Raw genomic sequence first — 3711 nt, 5'->3', positions numbered from 1 at the left:
CGCTCGCCGCGTCCTGGACGTTGCCGGCGTTCCTCAACCCGTCTCGTGACGGTGCGGTACTGCCTTTCCTACATCTCAACGGTGCGAAAATTTCCGGGCCCACCGTGTTCGGGCGCAGAACCGACAGTGACCTGACGAGCTTTCTGTCCGGCCTGGGCTGGGAAGCGATCATCGTGACCGGCGATGTCCCGGAGTTGGTCCTACGTGATCTGCATGCCGCGATCGCCGATGCCCATCGACGCATCCGACTCATACAGCGGGTCACGCGATCCGGTTCACCGAACCCCGGACTGCGATGGCCGGCCATAGTGCTGCGCACGCCCAAGGGCTGGACCGGACCACACCGCGTGGACGGCAAGTTGATCGAGGGCACCCACTGGGCACACCAGGTGCCACTGTCGGTGGTGCGAGAGAACCCCAGACACCGAGCGCAATTGGAGCGCTGGCTGCTGTCCTACCGCCCCGAGGAGATCTTCGCCGAGGACGGCAGCATCGCTCCACAAATCCGTGAACTGGCCCCGTCCGGCGACAAGCGACTCGGCGCCACCCCACACGCCAACGGGGGACGCGTCCTTCAGCCGCTCACCGTCCGGCCGTTGGAGACCTACGCACTGGAGATCACGTCACCCGGACACACCTCCCACGAGACCACTCGCGTGCTCGGCGAGATGATGCGCGACCTCTACGCGGACAACAAGACCACCGATGGTGGCGGCAACTTCCGACTCTTCAGCCCGGATGAGACCTCGAGCAATCGCCTGTCAGCGGTGTTCGACGAGACCGCTCGCTGTTGGCAACTCCCAGCGACCGCCGACGACGACGACCTCACACCCGACGGCCGCGTCATGGAGGTCCTCAGCGAACATCTGTGTCAGGGATGGCTGGAGGGGTACCTGCTGTCGGGGCGACACGGGTTGTTCGCGACCTACGAGGCATTCGCGATGGTGAGTGTCTCGATGCTCATCCAGCATGTGAAGTGGCTCCAGCACGCCCGCGATCTCCCCTGGCGCGCTGATGTCGCGTCGATGAACGTACTCTTGACCAGCACATGCTGGCGTAACGACCACAACGGGTTCAGCCATCAGGGTCCCGGGTTGGTCGACGCCGTCCTCCCGCTCGCTCCCGGCGTGGTCCAGGTCTGGTTCCCGCCGGACTCCAACACCCTGCTGGCCGTTGCGGAACAGATGTTCGCAGAGTTCAACCGGGTCAACGTCATCGTGGTCGACAAGCAATCACATCCACAGTTCCTCGACCTGCCCACCGCACGAGTGCAGGTGGCCGCCGGGATGTCGATCTGGCCGTGGGCCGGAACCGAGGTCGACCATCCCATCGTCGAGCCCGACATCGTCCTCGCCTGCGCGGGCGACGTCCCGACCGAGGAGACCCTCGCCGCGGCGGCGCTCCTGAGGATGTGGGTCCCCGATCTACTCGTGCGCGTGGTCAACGTGATCGACCTGATGACGCTGGTCCCTCCGGACACGCACCCACACGGGGCGAGCGATGCGGTCTTCGAGAGACTCTTCACCGCATCGACGGATGTCGTGTTCGCGTTCCATGGCTACCCGCGCGCGGTTCATCAGTTGCTGCACGGCCGCAGCGATCCCGGCCGGTTCCATGTACGTGGCTTCAACGAACAGGGCACCACGACGACCGCATTCGACATGGTGGTTCTCAACGGGATGAGTCGGTTCCACCTGGTGATGGAGGCGCTGCGTCGCACGCGAACCGACGTCGCCTGCCGAGCCGAACTCATCGAGCACTGCGAACAACAATTGGCGGCGCACAGCGCCTACATCCGTGAGCACTTCGAGGACATGCCCGAAATCCGAGACTGGCGCTGGTCGTGACCACCTCGGCGTCCCAACCCCACGCTGGGACGCCGAGAGCGGGTCACCGATCAGTGGACGACGAGGACCGAACAGTCTGAGTGGTGAGCCAGGTTCTGGCTCACCGCGCCCAGCGCGGACCCGATCACCCTGTTGTGACCTCGGGTACCCACGACGACCATCTGTGCCGATGACGAAAACGATTGCAGCGCAACAGCCGGCGATGCCTCATAGCAGATTCGCTGCACCTCGACAGAGGGATACTTGTCGCACAGGGGCTCGATCTGCGCGTTCAACCACCCCGACGCACGATTCTGGAACTCCTGCCAGTCGAACAGACCTGCACTCCACCCTCCGGCAAGGCCGCCGACACGCCAGAAGTGAGCGACCACCAGCGGCGCGCCGAGAACGCCCGCGTAGTCGAAGGCAGCGATGAGGGCGTGTTTCGCAGCCGGCGAATCGTCGATCCCGACGACCACCGGTCGGGTCGACAACGGGGCCGTGGGCAGTAGATCGCGCCACAACAGAACCGGGCAGTCGGCGTGATTCAGGATGCGAATGCTCTCGCCACCGAGGGTGAGATCGCGGATGAGCCCCGATCGCCGTGAACCCAGGACGATCATCTGAACGTAAGCGGATTCCACAGCGCAGAAGTCGGAGAACGTCGATTCGACGAGCACCGAGTCGACTGTCAGCTCGGGCTGCGCCTCGTCTGCGACTGTGGTGGCCGCATCCAGATAGGCGCGACCCCTGTCCTTCATCTCCTTGGTCAGCTCACCCGACGTCGAGACCATCAGTTCGCCGATGTACGGCTCCAGGGGCGGCGTCGCGTAGGCGAGTCGCAGCGGAGCGTGTAGGCGCGCCGCGAACGCCGCCGCCCATCGCACTGCAGCCAGTGCGACCTCGGAGCCGTCGACCCCGACCAGTAGTGGACGGGCTTCGGAAGCAGAGCCGTTCATGAAGAGTCCTGACGTATGGAGGCAGATTCCTCCCGACGCTAAAGACGCAGGCCTGCACTGAAACAGAGCGGTTGTTCCCTGATCCGCGGGACCATTGGCCCGGGTTCCGTGATCTCGGCCCGCCGTGGTGCCGGCGATCAAGCCGTCGGAAGCCGATACGGTCCGCCGCAACAGGCGTCACGTACGACCTTCATCGGGTTCGTGAGGCATCGTGACGGGGAGTCGGAGGTGCGCGGCCGCGGGTACGTCTACGCAAACATAGAAAGCTGCCGACGCTGGGTGAGGAGCTCGATCAGCTCATCGATCTGAGCCTCGTTGTACAGCTCACAGACTGCCGTGACCACATCGGTCGGTTGTGCCTGCACTTTGCGAAACGCGCGCGACATCGCGGTCGCGGGCGGCACGGGATCCGACACGGGGGAAGCGGGTTCCCGATGTCCCCGGTCCGCGTTTCGGCGGTCCTGAGCTTTACGCCAGGCGTCGACCTGCTGCGCCAGCGGCACCTGAGCAAGGGAGCGAGCGAGGCGCACAGCGAGTTCACCGGCGCGAAGTGCCTGCTGAAGTTCGGGTGCGAGCTTGAGTAGGGCGCGGCGTTGGGAAATCCAACCCGGACTGCGGCCGAGTCGCTCGGCCGCGATTGTGGCGCTGCCGGTTTCGGTGACGAGTAGTTCGACGGCGTGGGCCTCCTCAAGTACGTCGAAGTCCCGACGGTCGATGTTCTCCACGATCGCCGCCCACAGCACAGTGTCTTTCGAGCCAGCAATGGAGTCACGGATGACGACATCCATACCCGCCCGCTGGTAGTGGTGGCAGGCCGCGAGACGCCGGCACCCGTTGACGACCACCCACCGTGCGGCACCCAACTGCGCCGCATCCTCGGGCCACAGAGCTAGCCACGCCGCACGCGTCACGACGGTGCCTGGTTG

At 65.0% G+C, this 3711-nt stretch carries 3 protein-coding genes; 1 reads left to right on the top strand and 2 read right to left on the bottom strand.

The window, feature by feature from the left end:
• Positions 1–1847, top strand: a 1847-nt coding sequence (locus JHC79_RS22885) for a phosphoketolase family protein (protein ID WP_296395233.1), incomplete at its 5' end; no start/stop codon positions are given.
• 50 nt (positions 1848–1897) lie between these two features.
• On the opposite strand, the gene JHC79_RS22880 is transcribed toward JHC79_RS22885, so the two are convergent.
• Complete coding sequence (locus JHC79_RS22880; protein ID WP_296395231.1) at positions 1898–2785, bottom strand: universal stress protein; 888 nt, start codon at positions 2783–2785, stop codon at positions 1898–1900.
• Positions 2786–3033: 248 nt separating this feature from the next.
• A partial coding sequence (locus JHC79_RS22875) for a peptide transporter (RefSeq protein ID WP_296395228.1) occupies positions 3034–3711 on the bottom strand: 678 nt, incomplete at its 5' end.

The sequence above is a fragment of the Williamsia sp. genome (assembly GCF_016462415.1).
Taxonomy (GTDB): domain Bacteria; phylum Actinomycetota; class Actinomycetes; order Mycobacteriales; family Mycobacteriaceae; genus Williamsia_A.
This window is presented reverse-complemented; position numbering and strand designations above follow the sequence as displayed.